Source organism: Xenorhabdus sp. SGI 60 (genome assembly GCF_056632175.1).
Genome location: NZ_CP196860.1, coordinates 3359721 through 3385090 on the forward strand (window position 1 = coordinate 3359721; position 25370 = coordinate 3385090).

Here is a 25370-nt window from a genome sequence, read left to right on the forward strand (position 1 = left end):
GAGTCGGTGATTCATGCCTAAGTTTTTTATCGAACGGCCAATATTTGCATGGGTAATCGCGATTATCACCATGCTATCTGGCTTGCTGGCAATCATGAAATTACCCGTGGAGCAATATCCCGCCATTGCCCCACCTGCTATTTCCATTTCAGCGGTTTATCCAGGAGCTGACGCGACAACAGTACAAAATACTGTAACACAGGTTATTGAACAGAACATGAACGGTATCGATAATCTCGTGTATATGTCTTCCAGCAGCGATTCTGCGGGACACATGAATATCATGCTGACCTTTGAAGCAGGCACAGATCCAGATATCGCGCAAGTTCAGGTTCAAAATAAATTGCAATTGGCAATGCCGCTATTGCCTCAAGAAGTTCAGCAACAAGGTGTTAATGTTGATAAAACCACCAGTTCTTTTTTGATGGTAGCGGGTTTCATCTCTCAAGATGGTTCCATGACCCAAGATGATATCGCTGACTATATCGGGGGCAGAGTCAAAGATAACTTGAGCCGTGTTACTGGTGTGGGCGAAACAATGCTCTTCGGTACGCAGTATGCCATGCGTATCTGGCTCAACCCTGACAAATTGCTCAACTATAAAATCACCACTCAAGATGTTATCAGTGCAATCGAGGCTCAGAATAATCAGGTTGCGGCCGGGCAATTAGGAGGAACACCACCGGTTCCAGGTCAGCGTTTAAATGCTTCGATCATCGCCCAAACTCGCCTGAATTCGGCAGAAGAATTTGGCAACATTTTGCTGCGCATGAATCCCGATGGTTCACAAATTCGTTTGCATGATGTCTCTATTATTCAATTAGGCGCGGAAAATTACAGTATCATTGGTCGCTTTAATGGCAAACCGGCAGCAGGAATTGGTATCAAACTGGCAACTGATGCCAACGCCTTAAATACTTCCAAAGCCGTTAAAGAAGCACTGGCTGAGATGCAACCTTTCTTCCCACACGGGTTAACTATTGTCTATCCGTATGACACCACGCCATTCGTTAAAATTTCTATTTTCGAAGTGGTGAAAACATTGGCAGAAGCCATTCTGTTAGTGTTTATCGTCATGTACCTGTTCCTGCAAAACTTCCGAGCTACCTTTATCCCAACGATTGCGGTTCCGGTTGTACTGCTTGGTACATTTGCCATTCTTGCTGCGTTTGGTTATTCCATCAATACATTGACCATGTTCGCTATGGTACTTGCCATAGGCCTGCTCGTGGATGATGCCATTGTTGTAGTGGAAAACGTCGAACGAATCATGCAGGAAGAAGGGCTATCACCGAAAGAAGCCACCAAAAAATCAATGGGGCAAATCCAAGGCGCTCTGGTCGGTATCGCACTGGTGCTTTCCGCTGTATTTGTACCAATGGCATTCTTCGGAGGTTCAACAGGAGCGATTTACCGCCAGTTCTCAATCACGATCGTTTCAGCAATGATACTGTCTGTGCTGGTGGCCTTAATCCTGACTCCGGCATTGTGTGCCACGATGCTCAAGCCTGTTACCAAAGGCAGCCATGGAACTCACACAGGATTCTTTAGTTGGTTTAACCGTCTGTTTGAAAAGAGTACACATCATTATACTGATAGTATCGGTCGGATGTTACGTGGCACTGGGCGCTATTTGGTGATTTATGTCATGTTGATCGCTGGTATGGCCTGGATATTTAAGAGTCTGCCATCCTCCTTCTTGCCTGAAGAGGATCAGGGGGTTTTACTGGCAATGGTCCAATTACCACCTGGCTCTACTCAGGAACAGACACAAAAGGTATTGAATGAGATCAATGACTACTTCTATACCAAAGAGAAAGACGTTGTTAAATCTGTATTTACAGTTAATGGCTTTGGTTTTAGTGGTCAAGGGCAAAATACTGGCCTGGCATTTATCAGCTTAAAAGATTGGGAACTACGCAAGGATTCGAAAGATAAGGTTCCGGCCATTGTTGCCAGAGCAAATGCGAATTTTGCTCAAATCAAGGAAGGTCTTGTCTTTGCGTTCAATATTCCTTCAATTGTAGAGTTAGGTTCTGCCAGTGGATTTGACTTCCAATTGATTGATAAAGGAAATCTGGGGCATGCAGCACTGACAGAAGCACGCAACCAATTGCTTGGTATGGTTGCACAACACCCAGATATGCTGACAAGTGTCCGCCCCAATGGGCAAGATGACACACAACAGTATCGCCTTTATATCGATAAGGAAAAAGCAGAAGCCTTGGCTGTATCCACAACAAATATCAACTCAACCCTGAGCACGATGTTTGGCGGTGTTTACGTCAATGACTTTATCGACCGCGGTCGAGTCAAAAAAGTCTATATTCAAGCTGATTCTCCTTATCGTATGTTACCAAGCGATATCAGCAAGTTGTATGTTCGTAACTACCATGGAGAAATGGTGCCGTTTTCTGCGTTCATAGATGCATCAAAAGAGCCTTGGATTTATGGTTCACCACGTCTGGAACGCTACAATGGTCTTCCTTCTATGGAAATTGTGGGCGAAGCAGCGCCTGGCCAAAGTACTGGTGACGCAATGGCGCTTATGGAGCAACTGGCAGCACAATTACCGCCAGGAATTGGCTATGACTGGACCGGAATGTCTTATCAAGAACGTTTATCCGGTAACCAGGCTCCTGCTCTGTATGCGCTGTCATTGATTGTCGTATTCCTTTGCCTGGCAGCATTATATGAAAGTTGGTCTGTTCCGTTCTCGGTCATGCTAGTCGTCCCTCTGGGGGTTATTGGTGCATTACTGGCAACATCAATGCGTGGACTGGATAACGACGTTTACTTTAAGGTTGGCTTATTGACGACCATCGGGTTGTCTGCGAAAAACGCCATCCTTATCGTCGAGTTCGCCAAGGATTTGATAGAAAAAGAGGGCAAGGGATTAATAGAAGCAACTCTTGAAGCAGCCAGAATGCGCTTACGCCCAATCCTGATGACTTCTTTAGCCTTTATGCTTGGTGTTATGCCTCTGGTATTGAGCAATGGCGCAGGTTCAGGTGCACAAAATGCTGTAGGAACGGGAGTATTGGGTGGAATGATCGCAGCTACATCGTTAGCAATTTATTTCGTCCCTGTATTTTTCGTTGTCATTAAGCGGCGGTTTACGAAGAAAAATGAGGAGCTTGAACACATTTCACCCCCTCACTAAATTCAGTTATGTTAAAAAGGCCACTTATGTGGCCTTTTTAACGAATAAAAACGCCTTCAAACAGCAAATTACAGGATGACAATATCAGCGTTAAAATTCATTCATAGTCTAATTAAAATAAATACTTATGAATGAAAAAGTGGGTTTAAAAGACAGCATCTTCTGTTTTTTATAAAAAACAGAAGATAAGTTGGTAACTTTCCTTGTTTTTTTCTTGATTACACCTTTAATGGTAAAAAGTGTTCCATCTCGATGGTGACATATGTAATAATGACGCAATATTGGTTTTGAAAGTCTCAATACAATCGCCTATAATGATTGTTGTGCTATTGCTGCAGCATCTACTGTATTAGTATAATTTAATATATTTCACAACATATGTGGATATGATTATCCTTCATAGCAGAATGCTAGTGCTTGCCAGAAACGGGACTTTGCCAGAATTTAGTGTTTTTGTCATAACTAAACGTAAATGAGCTATTGTTAAAAAAACAGTTGGCAGATAGGTAAAATAGAGCATTAACATTAATAAATAATAATCATGTTTTGATAAGCTCTATTCTAAAAGAATGACTATAATAATTAGTATGTATAAGCCTTAGTTCAAATAAGCTGTGCATCGTTTACGGAGGTGATTATGGATGAATATTCACCAAGAAGACATGATATTGCTGAATTAAAATACTTATGCGAAAATTTAATTCATGAGGCTTTTTCCGTCCTGAATCGCACTGATAATCATTGGATTCACGACCTGACCTCCGAGAAAAGTTTAAAACTAAACGAATTGATTGAACACATTGCAGCTTTTGTTTGGAGCTTTAAAATTAAATACTCAGACAACCACACTCTGAGCACCTTAATTGATGACTATCTAGATGAAACATATAATTTATTTGGAAGTGATAAGATAAGCTTTCTTGAACTTACAAAATGGCAAAAAACAAACGAACACTTAACTAACGTTTTGTTACATGATTTGAACGCTTCTTTAAGTAGAATCTGATAAATATATTACTAACTATTTTTTATACCAAATAAGATAAGGCGATTATGACTAAAACTGACTATCTGATGCGTTTAAGAAAATGCACTTCTATTGAAACACTGGAACGTGTAATTGAAAAAAATAAATACGAGCTTTCGGAAGATGAACTTGAATTGTTCTACTCCGCGGCTGATCACCGTTTGGCTGAACTTACCATGAATAAACTCTACGATAAAATCCCATCATCTGTTTGGAAATTTGTCCGCTAAACTGTAATGTTCAGATAGAAAGTGACTTGAGCCGGTAGCTATTATCGGCTGACAGTATAATTTTATGATGAGCTTGGAATTGGTGAGGGCTCTGCCAGCTACATCCCGGCACACGCATCCCTTGCTATGGCTGCTTCTTTCCAGACCTGACCAAGTTAACAAGTTAGCGTTGCGGGAGAACCAACAGAGCCCCCATTGAAGTTAGCTTCAAATTTCGAAGCGGTGGTCATTATCTTTCAAACATGATGAAATAGCAAGGCAACTTCATTTGAATGCTGCTTTATTACTCATAACGTTGTAAAAAACATCAAAAAATTAATAATCTTACTAAACAGAATACCTTTAGCATTTTTTCAAGCTATAACTCACAGTAGACGAACAGCAAACAGGTGCAACAATAGATATATTTAATAACACTGATGAATCATTGCCATGTCATATAAAAACCACATAATTTCACAACTTTAACCTAAGTTAAATAACAATTCCCCTATCCTTAGCATTTAAAATAAAAATAATCATACAAATCAAAAGATAAACCTACAAAACAATACATTCGCATTATTTGATAAGCATTAATGAAATTAACAGTGATAATTCACATCTAAAATAAAAACTCAAGGATAATTTTATTTACAACTTAATTCATTTATTTTCAAATAAATAAAAACTTATTATCCATAATCTTTCATTTATACTTTTCAAATGCGCTAAAAGTAAAGGCATGTTATGAGTCAAGCATTACAAAACTTAATTAACTTGATACATTTAGAAAAAATAGAAGAAGGGATTTACCGAGGACAAAGTGAAGACTTAGGATTTCCTCAAGTTTTCGGCGGGCAAGTAATAGGCCAGGCGCTATATGCAGCAAAACAAACCGTCGTGGATGATAGAATGATCCACTCCTTTCATAGCTATTTTTTACGTCCGGGTGATAGCCATAAGCCCATTGTTTATGATATTGAAATATTGCGCGATGGAAAAAGTTTCAGTGCCCGCCGCGTCAGCGCAATACAAAATGGTCATCCTATCTTCTACATGACCGCGTCCTTTCAAGGACATGAAGCAAGTTTTGAACATCAAAATACTATGCCCCTGGTCCCTTTTCCCGAAGAGTTAGATTCCCAAGAAGAAATTGTAAAAAAAATGGCTAACTCACTCCCGACAAAATTAAAAAAAGTTTTTTCCATGCCCCCCTTGGAGATGAAATTCGTTCCTCTTCAAAATCTACCTAATCATTCATCCCAAGTCCCTGTGCGTTATGTTTGGTTCCGTAGCAATGGAAAAATGCCAGAAGATCCATTCATTCACCATTGTTTGCTGGGCTATGCCTCAGATTTCAATTTTCTGCCCACAGCACTACAGCACCATGGCGTAAAATTTATGGCGGAAAATATGCAAATAGCCACGATTGATCACTCAATGTGGTATCACCGCCCTTTCAATATGGATGACTGGTTACTCTATTCAATCGAAAGCCCATCAGCATCAGGGGCGCGTGGTTTTGTCCGTGGGCATATCTATAACCGTACAGGGGTGCTTATCGCTTCTGCGGTTCAGGAGGGAGTAATCCGTAAGCTACGATGAATTGAATCAATAGCCGTATGCCGTAATCAACTTTTCTGTTACTACGGCATACCTATTTGCAAATAAACGTGCTCAGTTATAAGCGCTTTCACCATGTGAAGTAATATCAAGTCCTTCTCTTTCTGACTCAATGCTAATACGTAATCCAACCAATTTATCAGCGATCTTAAATGAAATATAAGCCGCTATTGATGACCAAACTATACAGACCAATATGCTAATAACCTGAATACCGAGCTGCCTTAGCATTGTCATTCCTTCAGCAAACCCTGTTCCACCTAAAGCCGAGGCAGTAAAAACAGCAGTCAATACACAACCAACAATGCCACATACTCCATGTACCCCAAACACATCACAAACATCATCAACACGTAACCACTTCTTCAGTATGACTACCCCCCACAAACCTGCAATTCCTGCAATCAATCCCATCACCAATGCACCACCGATACCCACTGTTGCAGCAGCAGGCGTAATGACCACTAACCCCGAAATACATCCAGAACATGCCCCCAGAAGCGAAGGTTTCTGGCGAAATAACCACTCACAGAAAACCCATGACAACACGGCTCCCGCTGTTGCCGCCACCGTATTCACTAGAGCCAGTGCCGAAATAGCATTGACTTCACCGGTCGATCCCACATTAAAGCCAAACCATCCAATATAAAGGATCGCTGTTCCAATAAAAGCCATTGGTAGGTTATGAGGTTTAAATGCTTCCCGCCCAAAGCCTGAGCGCTTCCCAAGTAAGTAAGCACCAACCAAGCCTGCTGCTGCCGCATTAATATGAACGACAGTCCCGCCAGCAAAATCCAAGGCGCCATCCTGAGCAAGCCAGCCTCCACCCCACACCATATGCGCCATAGGGATATAAGATGCTGTCAGCCATAACACACTAAAAATCAGCAATGCTGAAAACCGAATTCTTTCACATAACGCTCCCACCACCAAAGCAACAGTAATACATGCAAATGCACCTTGGAAAACAACATGAATTAACTGATAAAAATTACCAGTTAGATCAGTTATGAATATATTTTTTAACATAACCTGACCAAAACCACCCCAAAAAGCGTTGCCTGTCTCAAAGGTCATGCTGTATCCATAAATAATCCAAAGCACACAAACCAATGAAAAACTGACAATCACCTGTGACATGAGTGACAACACATTTTTGCTGCGTAGTAATCCCCCATAAAATAGGGCAATGCCAGGTATTGTCATAAAAAGTACCAGTATCGTATTTATTAACATAAATACAGTGTCTGCTTTATTAAAATTACTTTCCGCAGCAAGCGCAAACGAAGGAAAACTGGCCGCAATACACGCTATAGATAAAAATTTATTCTTCATTTTTCCCTCCTCATTTACAGTGCTGCATCATTCGTTTCACCCGTCCTGATCCTGACGGCATGCTGCAATTCAAAGAGAAAAATTTTTCCATCCCCCATTTTTCCGGTGAAAGCAGTCTGTTGAACAACATGGATAATTTCTTCAACTCGTTCGTCATTGGTAGCAATATCAATCTTAACTTTGGGCAAAAAATTAACGTTGTATTCAGCACCTCGATAAAGTTCGGAATGACCTTTTTGACGCCCAAATCCCTTTACTTCTGTTATAGTCATACCTTGTATACCTATATCAGCAAGTGCTTCCCGCACTTCCTCCAGCTTAAATGGCTTTATGATGATGGTGATAAGTTTCATATTTCCCCCGTTTTTCGCTACGTTTGTACAAGGGAATATCTGCAAGGGATATGCCAAAAGTTAAAAATGATGTGTAATCAGTTTGTTATCGAAAAGCATCGCTAAAGAACGGATAAAAAAGGGAACAGAAAATACATCTGTTCCCTATACGCAGCCAAATATGCACACTAAACGTGCACTGATTCATTCAACGTCTCGCCAACTTGCTGGAGTTGGTACATTTGATAATAGCGTCCACGCTTTTCCAGTAGCGGTTGATGCTGACCTTGCTCAACAATTGCACCACAATGCAGCACTAATATGGAATCAGCCTCAGTAATGGTTGAAAGACGATGAGCAATTACCACCAATGTCGTCTGTTTGCGGATCATGCTCAGAGCTTTCTGTACTGATTGTTCTGTCCCAGAGTCAATATTCGCGGTTGCCTCATCCAAAATAAGGATCTGTGGCGTTTGCACTAAAACTCTAGCCATGGCTAAAAGCTGCTTTTGGCCTGCTGAAAGTGTATTCCCTTGTTCTCCCAAAACGAAATTCAAACCATCTGGTAAATTACGAACAAAGTCAGCTAATTGAACTAATTCTAGTACTTCCCATATTTTCTCTTCGCTGATATCCCGCCCTAGCGTGATATTGTTGAGGAATGAAGCTGCCAAAACAACAGGATCTTGCTGCACCATTGCCACCCCATTACGTAACACGGCGTGAGAAAGCGAAGATATGGAGCGCCTGTCAAGATAGATCTCACCGTCTTGCCACGGATAGTACCCCATAATCAAATTAGCCAGGGTGCTTTTTCCACTCCCTGTATGCCCAACCAAGGCCACAAACCCATGTGGAGGAACATGCAGGTTAATATCGCTTAAAACTAGTTTGTCACCACGATAAGCAAAGTTTAAGTTTTCAATATCAATTCTGCCACTTTCTAACGCCCGCAAATCATTGCCATATTGCTGTTGTGGACTATCCATCAATTCGAAAACACGTTCTCCTGAAACCACCGCTTGCTGCAATACCGATTGCTGTGAAGTCAACTCAATCAGAGGTTCATTTAATCGCCCAAGATAGTTAATGAAGGCATACAGTACACCAACGCCGATAATCTCAGTGCCTTTGATACCAAACACTAAGAGCAAACCACATAATATTGCGGCAGAAAAGAAACTCAATAATGGCCTTAATAAGATGCCATCTAACCGTAAAGCCTGCATACGAGCCTGATAATGTGCTCGGTTGGTCGCTAACATTTTCTCGCCAAAACGAGCTTGCTGACGAAACTGCTGAATTACAGTCATTCCATTAATAACTTCATTGAAACCATCATTAATATCAGCCAGATAACCGCGAACTCGCCTGACGATTGGGGCGCTAAGCCGCTGGTAGATTACCATTACAAGTAATACCGCTGGAAATATCACAATCGCAACACATGCCATACGCCAATTCAAAATAAACATAGCTATCAACATGGCACCAATTAGAGCCACACAGCGAAACACCGTTGGGATCACATTAACAAACAGATCTTTAATGACCTCAGTATCATTTGTTACGCGAGATATCAGTTGTCCAACGGGTTGAGTATCAAAAGCACTTAATGGCTGACGTAATGCTGAATTCATCACATCAGTACGAAGTTTCTGCACCACTCCCACAGATGCCTGATTAAAAAATAATGTTTGATAATAGTGTAAAGCCGCAGAAAGAAGCTGCAAAATCAAGAATATTGCGGCAAGCCCACCGACAATATCGAGCGGTAAATTTCCCGTTGCCACCATATTGTCGATAAAATAACTCACAAGCAGAGGTCCGCTTACCTCTGCCAATGCAGCAATCCACAGCATCAATACAGCAATCAGCATCGGTTTACGGTAATTTTTGCCGTAAGAAAGCAAGCGCTTTAATGACGGCCATAGCTTACCTATATGAGTTTTAGTCATTTTCTCCACCCAATGCAGCTTCTAGTTGTTGGTAACGGTACATATCGGAATACCAACCTGATTGGGTGATAAGCTGTTTATGCTGGCCGTGTTGTATAACCAAGCCATGTTGCATAACCAAAATGTTATCTGCTTCCGTTAATGCCGACAACCGATGCGCACTGATAATAACAGTGCGCTGTTGCCGCCATTGGCTAAGATTTTTCATAATCTGGTGTTCCGTTTGACCATCAACGGCTGACAGGGCATCATCAAGGATTAAAATCTCCGCCTCTAACAGCAAAGCCCTGGCAATGGATATACGCTGTTTTTGCCCCCCTGAAAGCATGACACCGCGTTCTCCCACTTCCGTTTGATAACCTTGAGGCAATCTCAAAATATCATCATGTACACTTGCTAAACGAGCGACTTCTTCTATTTGCTCTTGGGTTGCATCGGGTCGTCCCAATGCAATATTACCTGCAACCGTATCCGAAAACAGGAAAGGAGTTTGGTTGACAATAGCCAATCGTGAACGCCACTCTTCCATTCGAAGCGCGGAGATATTTTTTGATTGGAAAAGAATAGCTCCATCGGTTACATCAAACTGCCGTTGTAACAAAGCCAATAAAGTACTCTTCCCTGCACCAGTTGATCCACAAATCCCCAATAACTGACCAGACTCTAGTTGAAAATGGATATTTTCCAAAACAGGTTTGTCACTTTGAGGATAGGTAAATTTGTTGATATTTGCCCGCAAACCCCCCGCTCTGAAGACAAAGACAACACGCCATCTTCGGTTACCAGTGGTTCCTGCAACAAACTGCGGATACGTGTATAAGCAGCACTTCCTCTCTCAACAATGTTGAACATCCATGCCAATGCCAACATAGGCCAGATCATCAATCCCAGATACATGACAAAACTGGTCAATTCACCAAGAGTCATGGAACCATTCACCACCATCCAACTCCCTCCACCAACTGCTAAGAGGTTTGCAACAGTAATAGCAATGAAAATGGTGGGGTCAAAACGTGCATCTACACGCGCAACATGCATATTCTTACGCCCAGCATCAATAGCAACTTCTTCAAACTGGTTAGATTGAAGTTTTTCCAATCCAAACGCTTTTATCATACGGATACTCGTCAAACTTTCCTGCGCATGGTTATTCAGTACAGAAAATGCGCCTTGCGCAGATTTAAAACGATGATGAAGCTGATTACCATAATGCTTAATCGCCACGGCCATAATGGGCATCGGCGCTAGTGATAACAATGTTAATTGCCAACTGATCTCCACGCTCATTACAATTAGGACAGAACACCCCATAACTAAAGCATCAACCAAAGTAAGGACTCCCTCACCTGCGGCAAAAACAACTCTGTCAACATCATTGGTTGCGTGCGCCATGAGATCGCCTGTTCTATGACGCAAATAAAATTCAGGATTCTGACTACTCAGACGCTTGTAGAAATCACTACGCAGCTTAACAGCCAACCGATAAGAAGCACCGAACAACCATACACGCCAAACATATCGCAGACCATAGATTGCCAAAGCAATGAACAGCATTAACCCCAGCAACATTAATAGCTGACGGAAGGTCATTGTTTTTGTGCTAATGCCATCAACGATAACTCCAACCAAGCGGGGAGAAATGAGTTGCAGTACTGCGATCAAAAAGAGGAAAATGACAGCCCCCAAATAACGCCGCCATTCGCTAATAAAATACCAGCTCAATTGTGAAAATAATCTCACACACCTATTCCTAAGGTAAAGAAATGAAAGAGTTAGCACCTACCGACCAAAAGGATCTTTATGATGTTACTGAATCTGGTATTGGCAGTACCGTTGTATATTTGATCTTTTCCATGGCAAAGTTAGAGGTAACATCAATCAAACCAGAAACCCCATTTACCATGCGTTTGTAGAAATGATCATAACTCTTCATATCAACAACTTCTATATGCATCAGGTAATCATATTCACCAGCCATGCGATAAAATGTTAAGACTTCTGGCATCTCTTTTATAAAGGAGACAAACTGTTCATACCACTCACTACTATGTTGCTGAGTTTTAATCATCACTATCACTGTCAAACCCAGACCAAGTTTTTCTCCATTTAACAAGGCAACCCTGCCAACAATATAACCTTCATCTTCAAGTCGTTTAAGGCGCTTCCAGCAAGGTGTCGAAGTCAAATTAACGGCTTCAGCCAGTGCATTCAAGGATAGACTACAATCCTGTTGGAGCAGTTCCAGTAGCTTACGGTCTATTTTATCTAACATATCTAAATCCTATAGAAATATTTCCCAAATATAACGGATATTCTCAGAAAAATAATAATCTATTTCTCCAAATGTAAGGGTAATCTATATACCACTACGGTATTATTATTTAGGGTCAATTTATGTCGTCTTTATGGGCTACAAATGCCATAAAAGCTATCCAAGCTGATTATCAACGCAGCGCTGATACACACCTTATTCGTCTTAACTTCCCAATATTTCCGGGTATTTACCTCTATCTCAAAGATGAAAGCACTCATCCCACTGGTAGCCTCAAACATCGACTTGCACGTTCCCTATTCCTATACGCACTTACTAATGGTTGGATCCAGGAAGGAACGCCTATTATTGAAGCTTCATCTGGAAGTACTGCTGTTTCGGAAGCTTATTTTGCCCGCTTACTTGGTTTACCATTTATTGCTGTTATGCCTTTCTGTACTGCTAAACGCAAAATTCAGGAGATTGAGTTCTATGGCGGTAAATGCCATTTTGTAGAGCATTCCGCCTTGATTTATCAAGAATCAGAGCGCCTGGCAAAAGAGCTTAATGGCCATTACATGGATCAGTTTACCTATGCCGAGCGAGCAACTGACTGGCGAGGAAACAATAATATTGCAGAAAGTATTTTCCGCCAGATGCAACTAGAGCCTTTTCCTGAACCAACTTACATCGTTATGAGTGCAGGAACGGGTGGCACATCTGCGACACTTGGTCGTTATATACGCTATCAGGGATATAACACTAAACTCATTGTTGTCGATCCAGAGAACTCCGTCTTCTACGATTGCTACCATCAGAACCGCCGTGATATTTGCGGAAGTACTGGCAGTAAAATAGAAGGAATTGGCCGCCCACGCGCAGAACCTTCTTTTATTCCTACGGTTATCGATGACATGATCCAAGTTCCCGATCTTGCCACAATTGCTACCATTTATTGGCTTGAAAAACTAATTGGTAGAAAAACGGGAGCATCAACAGGAACTAACGTCTGGGGAGCTTTACAACTCGCCAAGCAAATGCACGATAACAACCAACAAGGGGCAATTGTGACATTACTCTGTGATAGTGGAGAGCGCTACCTTGATACTTATTACAACCCAGAGTGGGTTCGAAATAATATCGGTGATATCACACAGTATCTAACACAACTACCCAAGTTAGACGGTTATAAGTAACATATCTCCTTCAATTTACAGAGGTAGGTATCATGAAACGAGCCGTTGTTGTATTCAGTGGTGGACAGGATTCCAGCACTTGTTTAATTCAGGCACTCCACCAATATGACGAAGTTCACTGTGTCACCTTTGATTACGGACAGCGTCATCATGCTGAAATTGATGTCGCTTGTCGTATAAGCAAAGAATTGGGCGCTGCTGCCCACAAAGTACTTGATGTGACTTTATTGAACGAACTCGCCATCAGTAGCCTGACAAGAGACAATATTCCCGTACCCGATTTCAGTGAAAGTGAAAAAAGTGGCCTCCCAAGTACTTTTGTGCCTGGCCGTAATATATTATTTTTAACTCTGGCGGCAATTTATGCTTATCAGGTTGAAGCTGAAATCGTTATTACTGGCGTTTGTGAAACCGATTTTTCGGGCTACCCAGATTGCCGTGATGAATTTGTCAAGGCACTTAATAAAGCAGTCAGCCTTGGTATCGCTCGTGATATTCGTTTCGAAACCCCTCTAATGTGGTTAAACAAAGCGGAAACCTGGGCATTGGCAGATTATTATCAAAAATTGGATTTTGTTCGCAATAAAACCCTTACGTGCTATAACGGTATTCAGGGTGATGGATGCGGTGAATGCGCTGCCTGCCATCTCAGGGCTCAGGGATTAAAGCATTATTTAAGCAATGCCCAAGCCACGATGTTAGATATGAAATCCAAAACCCATCTCAGTTAATCAAAACGATTTCTCATTAACGTGATCTGTGAGAGGTTCGTGGAACCTCTCATTCCACATTTTTATTTTGTCGTTATTCGGCATTGTTTTTATAGGCTTCCATCCTTTCTCGTAATTCACCTTCTAAAACTAACGCTTTTTGCGTTTTCAAATCAATACAAGCAAATGTAGTTAAAGCATCTGCAATAATTTGATTATCACCCCGGCGTATAATTTCCTGAAAAAATGTACCGCTTTTGTTACGTAACTCTCGCAGCGAAGATTTCACTTCCAGCTCATCTGTAATCACGGATGGATGGCGATAATTAATATTGATATTCACCACAACAAAACCAATATTCTTACGATTTAACCATTCCAGCGTGTCATCTTCAGTAAGTAAATCCCAGCGAGCTGCTTCCATAAATTCCAAATAACGAGCATTGTTTACATGCTGGAAAAGATCGATATGGTAACCCCTGACTTTGATAATCGTGCTCATTGCTATTTTCCCCTCACACTCATCCGACCAGACAAAATGTAACAATAGCAAAACAATTTAATTACAATAGCATTTAATCAATTATTCTTGATCGGTATCACAACCCTCTTGAACAAATTACTGATGAATGCACAAGAGGGCCTTAATACTTAGTAAGTTAATTTATCTCGATTTTTATCTATGAAAATCGGACCAATACCTTGTACTTCTTGCAATTGTTCTATTGCTGTAAAAGGGCCATATTTTTCACGATATTCAACAATTGCCTGTGCTTTTTTAGCGCCTACCCCATTGAGTTCTTTCGCTAACTCTTCAGCATTCGCAGTATTAATATTAACAACTCCTTTTTCTTGTATCTGCTGGCCTGGGACTTGCTCTTCCCCCTCTTTCACCTTACTGTTTTCAATGGTAGTTTTATGTTGGCCAACAGGTTGTTTCACCATCTTATCAGTAGGTTCATTAACGGTAGCTGCATGAGATAACGGCATACTGATACACAATGCCATCATGAGTGAGTTAAATACTATCCTTAAATATTTCATATAAATCTCTCCATGTTTTATTGGTGAAAGAAAGATTGCCACAACAATATTTCCGGGCAACAGGCAAGGTTCATATATGCGAAAGGCCACGAAAGTGGCCTTTTTCAATTACTATTTTGCAAAAGAAGATGCGAGTAACTTCGCAATTTTATTCCAGTTGACCGATCTTAATATCCGCACCATCACGTAAGTTCATGATTAGTGACTCGAGCGTGATATTACCGGTCTGATACTGATAACCCACCATATACTGTTTAAGCAGATCATCAGTGACAGATCCCGGAACAACTTTATCCAACTGGATAAGTACAGCGTTACCCAGTTCATCTTGAGCTAATCCATATACAGGCTTACCCGCTTTAGGATGAGGTAAAGTGAATGCCACATCGGTAGCCTGATTGGTTTGTGGCAGATGTTTTATCACGGTAGGTTGCTCAAACTGAATTCCCGCAGTTTTCAATGCTTGCTCACCTTTACCTTCTTTCAGGGCAGCCAGTAGTTTTTCACTTTCAATCTGAAGTTGTTTTTCTGCTTTCTGACGTTTTACCAATTCAGTAACTTCAGGTTTGGCCTGTTCAAACGATTGGACTGTCTCAGGCCTAACATTGTCAACACGCAGAATAAAAGCTTTATCGCCTTCAACCGAAATAACATCAGAGTTAATTCCTGTCGCACCTTTATCATCAATCAAATTACCAGAGAAAATAGCCTGAACAACTTGGTTGAAATTAATCTCAGTGGGAACATGATCGCGATCAAACCAGTCCGTGGTCAGGGCTTGATAACCCGCCGCTTTCTCTGCTGCTACCAAAGACTCATTATCATTCGCTGCGGCATCACTCACTTTCCGCTGTAATGCATAAAAAGCATCAACTGCTTTTTCCTGCTTAACAATTTTTTCTATTTCCGAACGCACATCCGTCAACGGCTTGACTTCCTGAGATTTAATATCATCTAAACGGAAAATGGCATATCCATTAGATAATTTGACCACATCTGAAAGCTGCCCTTTCTGTGTCAAATTCGCTGACTTAATCTCATTAGGCAGAGAGCTTTCTGCCATCCAGCCTAAATCACCACCTTTTTGAGCAGAAAATTTGTCAGTCGATTTTTCTGACGCCAATTGACTAAAATCAGCCCCTTTTTTTAACTCATCCAAAACTGATTTAGCCACAGAGTCTGAATCCAGTTGAATAAAGCTATACTTCTTCTGTTCAGGTTTTGTGTATTTTACCAGGTTGTTTTTATAAAATTTTTCGATATCAGCATCAGATACAGTGACATCTTTTAGTTCATTGGCAGCATCCATTTTGATATAACTGACTTTCACTTTTTCTGGCACAGTGAAATGCTTACTATTGGCGTCATAGTATTTTTTCAGTTCTTCATCGGTAACTGTTTGTTTCTCTTCAATTGATTTTAATTCAAGAGTCGCAAAACGTACTGTCCTTTCTTGCAAAAGTAATGCTGCTTCCTGTTTTACTTCGGTCGGTAACGCAATTTCCGCGCCTATAACAGCTTGCTTCAATTGACGATTAATCAATTCTTGACGAACCTGTTCCGCGAAATTGTCAGGGCTGATGTTTGAATGAGCGAGCCAGTTTAAATACTCCTGATATTTGTTGTTATCAAATTGGCCGTCAGTCTGGAGAAACGGTAGGTTACGTATCTCCTGTGCAACCTGATTGTCGCTTGCTGATAAACCCAGCTTACGGGCATATTGTTCAATCAAAGTGGCATTGATAAGTCTCTCCAATGATTGGCGCCGAAGCTGCTGTAGCATCTGTTCATCGCTTAATAAAGTTGAGAATTCATCTCCCAGCTTCTCCTGCTGAACATTTTTTTCTTGCAAAAATGCCTGCTCTAGCTGAGCACGACTAATGGTTTGGCCATTAACTTTGGCTGCATAATTACCGCTTTCACTTGATAGGTAACCAGTTACCCCCGTTACCAGGAAAGTCAGGATAATTAGAGCCAACACAATTTTGAGCACAGGACCGTTCGCCGCCGTGCGTAGGTTGTCCATCATAAAGACGTAAAACTCCGCTTTAGTGAAAAAGAAACTGTCATATTACGACAATTCAAACGCTAAGAGAAAAAAAGCGCACCAATCAATTGATGCGCTTATATTCTAGCCTATCAACACGACCTAGTCAGTTGAAGTTTATTGCAATAATAAAAACCAGAGTCTGTTTCCTACTCATTAGCCATTAACAGCGTCTTTTAACCCCTTTCCAGCTCGGAAAGCAGGTACTTTTGCTGCTGCGATCTTGATTTCCTTGCCTGTCTGAGGGTTACGTCCTGTACGCGCAGCACGCTCACGTACAATAAACGTACCGAACCCCACTAAAGCGACATCATCACCGTTTTTCAATGCACCAGATACGGAAGAAATGAATGCATCTACTACACGTCCAGCTGCTGCCTTAGAAATATTGGCATCAGCAGCAATTTTGTCGATCAGTTGTGACTTATTCACTCTTATCATCCCCATTTTAGTATTACTCTCGTAACGGAAACCGATTTACAACAGATAACACGACAGTTATACCGTCATATCAATCCTTTTCCAGTATTAGCAAGAAATCATGGAACAGCAAAATTTTTAATCAGATAATTAGACTAATCTAACTTAATGACACAAAAAAAGGCTGGCAAGCCTGAATGTGCTCACCAACCTGAATCTTATACACAGTTCTTGAGTTAGCCCACTATTTTTGTACTATTTTAGTGATACAACTTCTGCGCCAAATGTGGGTTCCTGCAAAGCGATAGATAAAACATCTTCTATACGTTTAACGGGATGGATCTCCAGATCTTGGATCACATTCTGTGGGATCTCTTCCAGATCTCGTTTATTGTCATCTGGGATCAAAACCGTTTTAATTCCCCCACGATGTGCTGCCAGCAGTTTCTCTTTCAAGCCACCGATTGGCAGTACTAAACCACGCAGAGTAATTTCCCCTGTCATGGCTACGTCAGCACGAACTGGATTACCCGTCAGGCAAGAGACCAACGCTGTGCACATTGCTATCCCCGCACTTGGGCCATCTTTTGGGGTCGCTCCTTCCGGTACATGAACATGAATATCACGTTTCTCATGAAAATCAGAGCTGATACCCAACTTATCAGCACGAGCACGAACGACTGTCAATGCCGCCTGGATGGATTCCTGCATCACTTCACCCAATGAACCGGTATAAGTCAATTTACCTTTACCTGGTACACTGGCTGTTTCAATCGTCAGCAAATCACCACCAACTTCTGTCCATGCCAGGCCAGTTACCTGACCAACTCGATTTTCTGTATCAGCACGACCATAATCCACTTTTTGCACACCCAGATAATCTTTCAAGTTATCCGCATTAATTTCGATGTGCTTAAGTTTCTTATCCATCAGTAATGCTTTAACCGCCTTACGACACAATTTAGAGATTTCACGTTCTAAACTACGAACGCCAGCCTCACGAGTGTAGTAACGGATAATGCCAATAATGGCACCATCATCGATAGTCAATTCGTCTTTCTTCAGAGCATTACGCTCGATCTGTTTTGGCAGCAGATGACGTTTGGCAATATTCAGTTTTTCATCTTCGGTATAGCCCGATAGACGAATGACCTCCATACGATCCAGTAATGGAGCAGGAATATTCATGGAGTTAGATGTTGCCACGAACATAACATCGGAGAGATCGTAATCAACTTCAAGGTAGTGATCGTTAAATGCTACGTTTTGTTCAGGATCAAGCACTTCTAACAATGCTGAAGCGGGGTCTCCACGCATGTCGGATGACATTTTATCGATTTCATCTAGCAAGAACAGTGGATTTTTAACCCCTACCTTGGACATTTTCTGGATTAATTTGCCCGGCATTGAGCCAATATAAGTACGACGATGTCCCCGGATCTCCGCTTCATCGCGTACACCACCCAATGCCATACGCACATATTTACGCCCAGTTGCGCGTGCGATAGAACGGCCCAATGAGGTTTTTCCCACACCAGGAGGTCCTACTAAACAAAGTATTGGCCCCTTAAGCTTGCTAACGCGGCTCTGTACCGCAAGATATTCAAGAATACGCTCTTTGACACGCTCCAAACCATAATGGTCTGTATCCAGTACTTCCTGAGCTTTTATTAAATCTTTTTTTACCTTGCTACGTGAAACCCAAGGAACTTGCACCATCCAGTCAATGTAACTACGAACAACCGTGGCTTCAGCCGACATCGGAGACATCATTTTTAATTTCTGCAATTCAGCTTCGGCTTTTTCGCGAGCCTCTTTCGGCATTTTCGCGTCTTCGATCTTACGTTTCAGCGTCTCATATTCATCAGGTGCATCATCCATCTCACCCAACTCTTTCTGGATCGCTTTCATTTGCTCATTCAGGTAGTACTCGCGCTGGCTTTTTTCCATCTGTTTTTTAACGCGATTACGGATACGTTTTTCTACCTGTAACAGATCGATTTCTGATTCCATCATTGCTATCAGATATTCAATGCGCTCAACAACATTAGACATTTCTAAAACTGTCTGCTTATCGTTGATTTTTAAAGGCATATGTGCAGCGATGGTATCTGCTAATTTTGCCGCATCTTCAATACTGTGCAACGAAGTCAATACTTCTGGTGGGATCTTTTTATTCAGTTTGACGTAACCTTCAAACTGGTTAATAACCGTTCTTACCAGAACTTCTTGCTCACGTTCATCAACGTCAGGGGATTCAGAGTATTCAACTTGTGCATAGAAATATTCGCCATTATCCGTCAACGTGGTAATGCGAGCACGCTGCAAGCCTTCAACCAGAACTTTTACTGTGCCATCTGGCAACTTTAACATCTGTAAAACAGAAGCCACTGTACCTACGGAGAAAAGATCATTGACTCCTGGCTCATCAGTAGATGCTTCTTTTTGCGCGACCAACATGACTTGTTTGTCATGCTCCATTGCTGCTTCCAGGCAATGAATCGACTTCTCACGCCCAACAAACAGAGGGATCACCATATGTGGATAAACCACGACATCGCGCAAAGGCAATACAGGGATTTCTATGCGTTCAGAACGCTCAGGATTCATAGAGCTCTCTCTTCGTTTAGCTTTCGCCAGTTTTAGGAATCTCGTGAAACACGGTTTTCACGAGTTTCACTTCAAAGAATATAAAATATATGGGGACAGGAATCTGACATTCAATAGCCTATATCGGCAAAAAACAAAATGAGGGAGAATCCCTCATTTGTTTTTTCAATGCGTATTGATAATCGGTGCTTCCTATACCCCATTTCTTCACTCACCAGAAACTTGGGCATCCGGCTTGCTATATATCAATAATGGTGCGGAGTTATCTTCAACAACCGTTTCATCAACGACGACTTTCTCTACATGTTCCATTGATGGCAGATCGTACATTGTATCCAGTAAAACATCCTCAACAATTGAACGAAGACCACGAGCACCCGTTTTACGTGCCATTGCTTTTTTCGCTATGGCAGTCAATGCTTCTTTTCTGAACTCCAGTTCAACACCCTCAAGGTTAAACAGGGCCTGATACTGTTTGGTCAGCGCGTTTTTCGGTTCCTGTAGGATCTGGATCAGTGCTTCTTCATTAAGTTCGGTCAGCGTTGCCACGACGGGCAGACGACCAATGAATTCAGGAATTAACCCAAATTTAATCAAATCTTCCGGTTCAACCTCAGACAGCAATTCACCTTCTGTCGCTTTCTCTGATTCACCCCTAACTGTAGCACTAAAACCAATACCTGAACTGACATTCAAACGCTGGCTGACAACTTTATCCAAGCCGGCAAACGCACCGCCGCAGATAAACAGAATTTTGGACGTATCAACTTGCAAGAATTCCTGCTGTGGATGCTTACGACCACCTTGAGGAGGAACCGCTGCCACAGTGCCTTCAATCAGTTTCAACAGGGCCTGCTGAACCCCTTCTCCTGACACATCGCGAGTAATTGATGGGTTATCAGATTTACGGGAAATTTTATCAATTTCATCAATATACACGATACCACGTTGTGCTTTCTGCACATCGTAATCACATTTTTGCAGCAGTTTCTGGATAATATTTTCTACATCTTCCCCGACATAACCCGCTTCGGTTAATGTCGTGGCGTCAGCCATAGTAAACGGAACGTCTAAATAGCGAGCTAATGTCTCTGCCAACAACGTCTTACCGCTACCTGTCGGGCCAATTAACAGAATATTACTTTTGCCGAGTTCCACACCGTTCGTGGAGTCACCATTACGCAATCTTTTGTAATGGTTATAGACCGCAACTGCTAACACTTTTTTCGCTGTTTCTTGGCCGATAACATAATCATCCAGATGTTGGCGAATTTCATGAGGAGTCGGCAATGCGCTACGCTCACGATGTGGTATTAGCTCTTTAATTTCTTCGCGAATGATATCGTTACATAAATCGACACATTCATCGCAGATATACACTGACGGGCCGGCTATTAATTTCCGTACTTCATGTTGGCTTTTCCCGCAGAAAGAGCAATACAGCAGCTTTCCTGAACCGTCTTTGCGCTTATCTGTCATCAGTCAACCTCACTTTATGAACTGTTATCCCAGTTTGTCTGGCATAACAGAAAAAACGCTATTACTCCGCCTAGTTTGGCGTCAACATCAAGAAACGCTTAGAGAAAAGGCTAGCATCGGAGTAATAAATTAATTAATAATTAGCTGCGCTGGGTGAATATACTATCAACCAACCCGTATTCTACGGATTCTTCGGCTGACAAGAAACGATCGCGTTCTGTATCCTTAACGATCTTCTCAAGTGGCTGTCCGGTATGTTTCGCCATCAATTCGTTCATACGCGTTTTCACCTTGAGGATTTCCTGCGCATGGATCTCAATATCAGTCGCCTGTCCCTGGAAACCACCTAATGGCTGGTGAATCATAACTCTGGAATTTGGCAGACAGAAACGCTTCCCTTCTGCTCCAGCGGTCAGCAGGAATGCTCCCATTGAACAGGCCTGCCCCATACAAATAGTACTCACATCGGGTTTGATAAACTGCATCGTGTCATAAATAGACATGCCTGCCGTAATAACCCCACCTGGTGAGTTAATATATAAATGAATATCTTTTTCTGGGTTTTCTGCTTCCAAGAATAGCATTTGGGCAACGATCAAGTTCGCCATATGATCTTCAACAGGCCCAGTCAGAAAAATAATACGATCCTTTAATAAACGGGAGAAGATATCAAATGCACGCTCGCCACGTGCTGTTTGTTCAACCACCATCGGCACCAAAGACATGTTAGGTGCATATTGATCTTGCTTGCCACTGTATGACATTTCCGTCTCCTAATAGAACTCACGCTGGTGCCACTCATAACTGATTCTACTTGAGATAAGTGATGATGACCATGATCCAAAGTTAACTAACAAGGGGCTTTTCCCCTTCTAAAAAGTAGTAAGCCCTTACATAATAGTAAGAAAGGATATGAGGTTAAATCTGTTTTTTTCAAGAACAATAAAAAAACCCGCAAGCATAGCCTGCGGGTTTACTTCGATTCACTTCATTGAGAGTGAGGTTTCATCATCTCAGGCAATCAATAAATGAAACTTATGCCAATTGATTTTGATTCATCAGTTCATTGAAGCCAGTTTCTTTTTCAGAAACTTTCGCTTTGCTCAGAACAAGTTCAACAGCCTGCTCTTCCAGAGCAATGTTGCGAATGTTGTTCATCATTTCGTTATTTTTGCTGTAGTATTCTACAACTTCTTTTGGATCTTCATAAGCGGCTGCCATCTCTTCGATCAACGCAGTAACGCGATCTTCTTCGACTTTCAGCTCATTACTACTGATAACTTCGCCTAACAGCAAGCCAACAATAACACGGCGTTTAGCCTGCTCTTCGAACAGTTCACGTGGCAGTTCCAGAGCTTGTGTTTCGCTACCGCCAAAACGTTGAGCAGCCTGACGACGCAGTACATCAATTTCACCATCAACAACAGCCGCAGGAACTTCAATTTCGTTAGCCTTAACCAGACCGTCCAGAATCTGAGTTTTGATGTTGTTGCGAACAGCATTTTTCAGTTCACGTTCCATGTTCTTGCGAACTTCGGCACGCAAACCGTCAACAGTACTATCAGCAATACCAAAACGCTTGATGAACTCTTCAGTCAGCTCTGGCAGTTCACGCTGTTCAACTTTTTTCAAGTTGATCACGAACTTTGCAGCTTTACCTTTCAGATTTTCTGCATGGTAATCTTCTGGGAAAGTCACATCGATAGTAAATTCTTCGCCTGCTTTGTGACCAACGATACCATCTTCAAAACCTGGGATCATACGGCCCTGGCCCATTGCCAGAACGAAATCAGTTGATTTACCGCCTTCGAATTCTTCACCCTCAATGGAGCCAGTGAAATCAACAGTGACACGATCTTCCGCAGCCGCTGCTTCATCGGTTTCTTTCCAATCTGCCTGCTGTTTACGCAGCGTGTCCAGCATGTTGTCAACGTCTGCATCTTTTACTTCAACAACAGGTTTTTCAACTTCAATTTCTTCTAAACCTTTCAGTTCAATTTCTGGATAAACTTCAAATTCAACTGCGTAAGTGAAATCTTCACCTTCTTTAAACTGTTCAGGTTTGTAGCTTGGTGCACCTGCTGGAGTGATTTTCTGCTCAATGATCGCATTGATGAAATTGCGCTGCATCAGATCACCCAGAACATCCTGAAGAACAGAAGCGCCATAACGCTGCTTAACGATCTTCATTGGCACTTTGCCCTTACGAAAGCCATCAATACGGACTTTCTTTGCTACATTAACCAGTTCACTGTCAACTGCTTTTTCGATATCGGCAGCAGGAACGGTGATTGACACACGACGCCCAAGGCCTTGAGTGGTTTCAACAGAAACTTGCATCTTGTTACCTCAAAAAAATCATAGTGCTCGGTCAACTTCAGAATGGCTGCAAAGCTTAAAACAAGCGGATTGCAGTACTCTTTAAGAACCGGGGCGGTCGCATTTAAAAACCGAGAATCCCTGTGATCAGAAGCGTCCCGAAACCATTCTAAAAATTTAGACGCAGCATTATAGCGGCGCAGACAGTATGAGTCGAGAATTGCAGACAAAAGCATGCATGATTCGTTAATTTATGTGATAAACGTTGCTCAATGACTACGTCATGATATTGTTTATGATGATACTTTTATGCAATATGCATATAAACAAAAATACAGCCCGAAGGCTGCTAGCTAAAATTAAATCGAGATTAATAAAATAGAGACAAACAAGCTATGAGATTAACTCGAAAAATCACAAGTTTGATGTCGTCGTACTTCCACCGCGACATGCCGGAGAAGCCAGAACAGTGTCTGCTAGTTCTGCCCACTCCTTTTCCGTATAAGTATGCAGTGCCAAAGCATGTACACCTTCCTCTAATTCTTTAGCCAAGACGCTATATACTGAGCGGTGGCGACTAAGCATTCTTTGTTCAACAAATTCATTGCTTATGATAATAATTTTAAAATGGCTTTCAGAACCCGCTGGCACATTGTGACGATAACTTTCATCGGTCACTTCCAGATGAGAAGGCTGAAATGCCGCCTGTAACTTTGTTTCTATTTCTTGACGAACCATCCCATTCTCCTAAAACACCAAAGGTTATTTATCAACCACATTATTGATTTTAGATTATTTCCCGTGATTTATAACATCAGGGTAATCAAATCTCCTTAACAGAATTTACGTCAGGTATTTCTCTCGATATTTCAAACCATGTTTCAATCATCAGGGATATGCCGTTACCCATGGCGATGCTATGATTACGGCGGTTTAAACTACGGTTTAAATTATCAGTATTAATATTGAATATCCGAATCTTGAATTGAGAAAACCTACATGCTAAAGAAAATATTTATTCCATTGATTACGCTTTTCTTTTTATCTGGCTGTGCAGACTCAGGCAACACATTAGCTATTCAACCTAAAATTGCTCTGCCACCAGCAGATCCAACCATGAAAGCGATTACCGTCAGTATTAGTGGGGTCGACCATCGTCAATCTCAAGCCCTGGCCCAAATTAATCGTAATGCGCGATTAGTTACCTTGGTTCCTTCCCGTGATTTACGCTTCTTACTACAAGAAGCGCTGGAAAAACAAATGGTAGCTCGCGGCTATATGATTGGCTCTCCCGCCAATGCCAATTTGCAGGTCGTTGTCAATCAACTCTACGCCAATGTGAAAGAAGGCAGTCTTCGTCATGATATTTCAGCCAAAGCTGAAATCTCTATCATTGCTTATGCTCAAGACGGTAGTAAACAAATCAAAAATTATCGTACCAACTACAATGCTCAGGGACCATTGGCAGCAACAAACACAAAAATTGCTGATGCAGTCAATACTGTCTTATCTGATGTGATTGCAGACATGGCTCAGGATGCGTCAATCAGCACCTTTATCAAACAAAACGTCCACTAACAGGATAATGAACAAACTTTCTGCCTAATTCTGACAAAATTAGAGAGTATGCGGAAAGTTTTGGGA

General features: G+C 41.7%; 20 protein-coding genes, 1 other RNA gene and 1 pseudogene. 7 read left to right on the forward strand and 15 right to left on the reverse strand.

Going from position 1 to position 25370, the window contains the following annotated elements; genetic code table 11:
• Positions 1-13: 13 nt before the first annotated feature.
• From ACSJJG_RS15910 to ACSJJG_RS15920, 3 genes are all read left to right on the forward strand, one after another.
• Complete coding sequence (locus ACSJJG_RS15910) at positions 14-3163, forward strand: efflux RND transporter permease subunit (protein WP_481089866.1); 3150 nt, start codon at positions 14-16, stop codon at positions 3161-3163.
• A gap of 637 nt (positions 3164-3800) precedes the next feature.
• A complete protein-coding gene (tomB, locus tag ACSJJG_RS15915; protein ID WP_047766792.1) occupies positions 3801-4169 on the forward strand; it encodes an Hha toxicity modulator TomB in 369 nt (122 codons plus the stop codon).
• Positions 4170-4216: 47 nt separating this feature from the next.
• Positions 4217-4420, forward strand: a complete 204-nt coding sequence (locus tag ACSJJG_RS15920; protein ID WP_047766794.1) for an HHA domain-containing protein — start codon at positions 4217-4219, stop codon at positions 4418-4420.
• Between the two features lie 89 nt (positions 4421-4509).
• Here ACSJJG_RS15920 and ffs read toward each other — a convergent pair.
• Positions 4510-4606: signal recognition particle sRNA small type (gene ffs, locus ACSJJG_RS15925), an RNA gene on the reverse strand.
• A 543-nt stretch (positions 4607-5149) separates the two neighbouring features.
• On the opposite strand from ffs, the gene tesB reads away from it, so the two are divergent.
• Entirely contained in the window at positions 5150-6007 is an 858-nt protein-coding gene (gene tesB / locus ACSJJG_RS15930; RefSeq protein ID WP_481089867.1) for an acyl-CoA thioesterase II, read from the forward strand.
• Between the two features lie 72 nt (positions 6008-6079).
• Here tesB and amtB read toward each other — a convergent pair whose 3' ends face one another.
• From amtB to ACSJJG_RS15955, 5 genes and pseudogenes are all read right to left on the reverse strand, one after another.
• Entirely contained in the window at positions 6080-7360 is a 1281-nt protein-coding gene (amtB, locus tag ACSJJG_RS15935) for an ammonium transporter AmtB (RefSeq protein ID WP_481089868.1), read from the reverse strand.
• A 14-nt stretch (positions 7361-7374) separates the two neighbouring features.
• The gene (gene glnK, locus ACSJJG_RS15940; RefSeq protein ID WP_047766799.1) at positions 7375-7713 is read right to left on the reverse strand and encodes a P-II family nitrogen regulator; all 339 of its coding nucleotides are present in this window, start codon (positions 7711-7713) and stop codon (positions 7375-7377) included.
• A gap of 167 nt (positions 7714-7880) precedes the next feature.
• On the reverse strand, positions 7881-9650 hold the full coding sequence (locus ACSJJG_RS15945) for a SmdB family multidrug efflux ABC transporter permease/ATP-binding protein (RefSeq protein ID WP_481089869.1): 1770 nt from the start codon (positions 9648-9650) through the stop codon (positions 7881-7883).
• Positions 9643-11390, reverse strand: a pseudogene (locus tag ACSJJG_RS15950) (SmdA family multidrug ABC transporter permease/ATP-binding protein). The gene ACSJJG_RS15945 and the pseudogene ACSJJG_RS15950 overlap by 8 nt, the downstream one beginning before the upstream one ends.
• Positions 11391-11448: 58 nt before the next feature.
• A complete protein-coding gene (locus ACSJJG_RS15955; RefSeq protein ID WP_481089870.1) occupies positions 11449-11922 on the reverse strand; it encodes an Lrp/AsnC family transcriptional regulator in 474 nt (157 codons plus the stop codon).
• 122 nt (positions 11923-12044) lie between these two features.
• Here ACSJJG_RS15955 and ACSJJG_RS15960 point away from each other — a divergent pair, with 122 nt between their 5' ends.
• Both ACSJJG_RS15960 and queC read left to right on the forward strand, forming a co-directional pair.
• The gene (locus ACSJJG_RS15960) at positions 12045-13097 is read left to right on the forward strand and encodes a PLP-dependent cysteine synthase family protein (RefSeq protein WP_481089871.1); all 1053 of its coding nucleotides are present in this window, start codon (positions 12045-12047) and stop codon (positions 13095-13097) included.
• 32 nt (positions 13098-13129) lie between these two features.
• Entirely contained in the window at positions 13130-13828 is a 699-nt protein-coding gene (gene queC, locus ACSJJG_RS15965) for a 7-cyano-7-deazaguanine synthase QueC (RefSeq protein ID WP_481089872.1), read from the forward strand.
• Positions 13829-13901: 73 nt separating this feature from the next.
• On the opposite strand, the gene ACSJJG_RS15970 is transcribed toward queC, so the two are convergent.
• The 9 genes from ACSJJG_RS15970 to bolA form a co-directional block, all read right to left on the reverse strand.
• The gene (locus tag ACSJJG_RS15970) at positions 13902-14309 is read right to left on the reverse strand and encodes an acyl-CoA thioesterase (RefSeq protein WP_481089873.1); all 408 of its coding nucleotides are present in this window, start codon (positions 14307-14309) and stop codon (positions 13902-13904) included.
• Between the two features lie 149 nt (positions 14310-14458).
• Positions 14459-14851: a ComEA family DNA-binding protein gene (locus ACSJJG_RS15975; RefSeq protein WP_481090456.1), complete on the reverse strand. Its 393-nt coding sequence runs from the start codon at positions 14849-14851 to the stop codon at positions 14459-14461.
• Positions 14852-14999: 148 nt separating this feature from the next.
• Positions 15000-16880, reverse strand: a complete 1881-nt coding sequence (gene ppiD, locus ACSJJG_RS15980) for a peptidylprolyl isomerase (protein WP_481089874.1) — start codon at positions 16878-16880, stop codon at positions 15000-15002.
• Between the two features lie 174 nt (positions 16881-17054).
• Positions 17055-17330, reverse strand: coding sequence for a nucleoid-associated protein HU-beta (hupB, locus tag ACSJJG_RS15985; RefSeq protein WP_167400581.1), 276 nt, complete (start codon positions 17328-17330; stop codon positions 17055-17057).
• Positions 17331-17573: 243 nt separating this feature from the next.
• On the reverse strand, positions 17574-19928 hold the full coding sequence (lon, locus tag ACSJJG_RS15990) for an endopeptidase La (protein WP_047766816.1): 2355 nt from the start codon (positions 19926-19928) through the stop codon (positions 17574-17576).
• A gap of 207 nt (positions 19929-20135) precedes the next feature.
• Positions 20136-21407 carry an ATP-dependent protease ATP-binding subunit ClpX gene (clpX, locus tag ACSJJG_RS15995; protein ID WP_481089875.1) on the reverse strand — a complete coding sequence of 424 codons (1272 nt, stop codon included), beginning with the start codon at positions 21405-21407 and terminating at the stop codon, positions 20136-20138.
• Positions 21408-21547: 140 nt separating this feature from the next.
• Complete coding sequence (gene clpP, locus ACSJJG_RS16000) at positions 21548-22171, reverse strand: ATP-dependent Clp endopeptidase proteolytic subunit ClpP (protein WP_481089876.1); 624 nt, start codon at positions 22169-22171, stop codon at positions 21548-21550.
• A 271-nt stretch (positions 22172-22442) separates the two neighbouring features.
• Positions 22443-23747: a trigger factor gene (tig, locus tag ACSJJG_RS16005; RefSeq protein WP_481089877.1), complete on the reverse strand. Its 1305-nt coding sequence runs from the start codon at positions 23745-23747 to the stop codon at positions 22443-22445.
• A 393-nt stretch (positions 23748-24140) separates the two neighbouring features.
• On the reverse strand, positions 24141-24464 hold the full coding sequence (gene bolA, locus ACSJJG_RS16010) for a transcriptional regulator BolA (protein WP_481089878.1): 324 nt from the start codon (positions 24462-24464) through the stop codon (positions 24141-24143).
• Positions 24465-24725: 261 nt separating this feature from the next.
• Here bolA and ACSJJG_RS16015 point away from each other — a divergent pair, with 261 nt between their 5' ends.
• Positions 24726-25304, forward strand: a complete 579-nt coding sequence (locus ACSJJG_RS16015; RefSeq protein ID WP_481089879.1) for a lipoprotein — start codon at positions 24726-24728, stop codon at positions 25302-25304.
• Positions 25305-25370 lie beyond the last annotated feature (66 nt).